Consider the following 2,635-nt stretch of genomic DNA (forward strand, 5'->3'; position numbering starts at 1 on the left):
CATAAAGTCAAGACATATAAAGTAGCAGTCGTAATGCCGAAGGAGAGGCAAGAGGCGTGGACTAGAACAGCCCAATGGGCTTTGGATAATCTAGCAGAGGCACAAGCCGGATTGCCTGAAGAGGTAAAGTTGTCGTTGCAATGGTTTGATGAGAACTCTCCTGAGATTGATACGCAACTTAAGAATATTTCTAATGACGATTCTTTCGTTGCAATAATTGGCCCGTATAGTTCACAGAAAGCTCATACGGCTGCCGAACTTTGTGCAAAGAGTGGAAAGACATTGATTCTGCCTATTGCAACATCTGCCGAAGTTCAAAGAATCTATGCCAATGTGAATAACATCTGGAATCTTACCCAGTCAGATATAAGCCAGTGTGAACTTATGCTATCCCAAGCCATACTATCAGAGAGTTGGAATGTCAGTTTGATAGCAAGCGATGATGATTACGGGAAAAGTTTCAGTGATTGGTTCGCATATCAAGCAGAAGAGTTGGGAATTAACGTTAAGGATATCCTTATCTGCTCCTCGGAGAGTGAGGTTAAATCTGCTGCAAATACTGTGGCTTCCAATTTCAAGTATGGCGACCATCTTCTTCTAGCCCTCTCTAAAGAAAGATTTGCAATAGCATTTGACGAGGAGATTGGTGCGTTAAAGGAAAAATCAAGGAATTTCAAATTTCCTTTGGTGTTATGCTCCGATATAATGAATTCGCCCAATCTTTCAGGTCGGTTAAAGAATTTAACTTACGAAGGACTCTCCCCGTGTGCATCCCCGTCTAGTGGCTTCAGTACTGCATACAATGTAAAATTTGGTTGTGAGCCGTCAAACGGAGAGGCTCATTTATTTGATGCCATATCATTGCTTACGCTCGCATTGAGTATTGATGCGGAAGACCCTGACAATGGCATTCTTGAACTTGTCCAAGGGCGTGAAACGTGGAATAGAAGTTGGTTGCCGGCTGATATGCACGACACTTTCGTAATGTTGCAGGCAGGAGGTAGGCCTGATGTTTCAGGTGTAACCGGAGACTGGACTTTTGACGAAAGGCATCACTCAAGTGTACTGAATACTACTTACTCGCATTGGATATTGAGAGATGGGCAATACTTTACTTTAGAGTATCTGTCTGCCGACGGTGGGCAGCGTACAACATCGACTTTGCAAGCATGGGATGTGCAGCAACAGAAATACCAACAATTCAGCAGTAGTCAAGAAGACCGAAAATATCCTGAATATTCAGGGGAAAACTGGGCTGTGGTAATCGGTACGTCTGATAAATGGGCATATTATAGACATCAGGCTGACGCTCTGGCTATGTATCAGCTATTGAAGCGTCACGGATATGACGATGACCATATAATACTGATAATTGCCGACAACATTGCCTATGATTCCCGCAATATATACCCCGGTGTGGTCAGGGTAAGACCGAATGGAGAGAATGTTTATGAGGGGGCTGTTGTAGACTACAAGATTGGGGATATAAAAATCTCGGATTTGAAACCCATTTTGACAGGGCAGAAGTCGGAAAAACATCCCGAAGTCATTACTCCTGATGAACACGACAATGTAGTGGTCTTTTGGTGTGGTCATGGATCAAAGAACAGACTTGCGTGGGGAAGCGATGAGGTTGTGCATGGATACCAGATTGCCGATTTAATCCAATCTATGACATACCGGAAAATGCTTTGGTCGATGGATGCTTGTTATAGCGGTTCAATTGGTGAGGCGTGTGAAGGTATTCCGGGTGTTTTATTTATAACGGCAGCCAATGCTGTCGAGACCTCAAAAGCCGATATGCGAGACCCTGATATGGGAATATGGCTGTCAAACGGATTCACAAGAGGGTTTCAAGAGACTGTAGATTCAAATCCAGATATAATTTTGCGAGACCTTTATTATGAACTGGCACGAAGCACTGTCGGTTCACATGCGACTGTATATAATGTAGAATACTACGGTAACATGTATAAAGAGAGTATGAATGAATATTTTTAATCAAATTAATCAAAGCGGTATGAAGAATTTAATATCTTTAAAAGCAATAGCATTGTTTGTTTCAATGCTTGCTTGCAGCGTTACATTTAGTGGATGTAGTGATGAAGATAGTGATAGCATTCAAGCAGAAGTGGTATTTGCTGATGATGTGAATCTGACAATAATCAACCAGGGGGAGTTCTCTATAGAACTTGAACAAGGGTATTCTATTATACCATTCGAGATAAAAAGCAATTCTGAGTGGGAAATTTCTTTCTTGTTTGAAAATGATAATACATTTTGTTTTGCATATCCAAATAAAGGAAAGGGTAATGCTACTGTGCACCTTTGTGTGAATAAAAATTCGTCTGATGAGCGTTGCAAAGGTAAAATGTATGTTGTATTCCCAGAAGGTTCTACTAAAAGTAAAATAGCACATCTTAGTCAAAAGGGAAATATAGATAATGACAAGAACGATGAATTTGATGACTTATATGCTGATTTCTATACCACCTTCAGTTGTTTCGAATGCGGCAATCCCATTACCATTCATATTTTTGATGTTTATAAAGATGGTTGTGTAACATGTCCGTGGTGCGAACTCGAGATTCCGTATGAAAAGATTTTAAAGAAAATGTACAATTTAAAATAGCGA

General features: G+C 40.7%; 2 protein-coding genes. Both read left to right on the plus strand.

What is annotated here, in order from left to right; all coding sequences use genetic code 11:
• A partial coding sequence (locus ACJMLO_RS05645) for a C13 family peptidase (RefSeq protein ID WP_405294769.1) occupies positions 1–2,001 on the plus strand: 2,001 nt, incomplete at its 5' end.
• Complete coding sequence (locus ACJMLO_RS05650) at positions 1,988–2,632, plus strand: hypothetical protein (RefSeq protein ID WP_405294771.1); 645 nt, start codon at positions 1,988–1,990, stop codon at positions 2,630–2,632. The genes ACJMLO_RS05645 and ACJMLO_RS05650, both read left to right, overlap by 14 nt.
• Positions 2,633–2,635 lie beyond the last annotated feature (3 nt).

Source organism: Methanobrevibacter sp., from assembly GCF_045120835.1.
In the GTDB taxonomy this organism is placed as follows: Archaea; Methanobacteriota; Methanobacteria; order Methanobacteriales; family Methanobacteriaceae; genus Methanocatella.